Annotated in this window: 1 protein-coding gene; it reads right to left on the bottom strand. The window is 43.7% G+C overall.

Annotated features, from left to right (window positions below; all coding sequences use genetic code 11):
• Window positions 1–3: 3 nt before the first annotated feature.
• Window positions 4–711, bottom strand: a 708-nt coding sequence (locus tag R8N47_RS25195) for a GGDEF domain-containing protein (RefSeq protein WP_318186105.1), incomplete at its 5' end; no start/stop codon positions are given.

A 711-nucleotide genomic window follows, 5' to 3' on the forward strand; every position in this document is an offset into this window, starting at 1 on the left:
GAACTAATAACAAATCTTGTTCTTTCCGGTACTTTTCGCTTCATAGAGCTTCTCATCAGCCTCCTTGAACAGTTCATCAAAGCTTTCTGCTTTGCTTGCAGAGCTAAAGACCACACCGCCAGATACGGTAAACCCATTCTTCGTGACTCGTCGTGATCGTTCATCAATCGCTTTTTTGACTCGTTCGAGAATGTGCTTCATCCCTTCAATATCTTCATCGTATATCGCGAGAATAAACTCTTCGCCACCAAAGCGAGATGCGACGTCACTGTGACGAATGTTGTCTCGGATGCACTTCGCGACCAGTTGAATCGCAGAGTCACCTACATCATGGCCGTAAGTATCATTGATAGTCTTAAAGCTATCGATATCGAACACAGCCAATGCCACGTTCTTCTTCGTCATTTTATTACGCCAAACGGCCTGCATTCCTCTGCGGTTGAGCAGCCCTGTCATTGGGTCTCTTGCAGCAAGATCTTTAAAGTAGCGACGTTCGGTGTGCATGTTGACATAAAACAGTACTACGGTACTCAATACGTAAATAAAGACCGCGACCATGATGCTGAACTTTTCAAAGAACGTTAAATTCTTAATCTCGCTCCATAAGTTATATTCGTAATAAATACTGTGATTGGCACTCAAGCGCTCTTTTTCAATGGGCTTGATCCGCACGGCATCTTCAGGAATCGTTTGGAAATTGGAAACTAAGTG

The sequence above is a fragment of the Vibrio sp. 2132-1 genome (assembly GCF_033344315.1).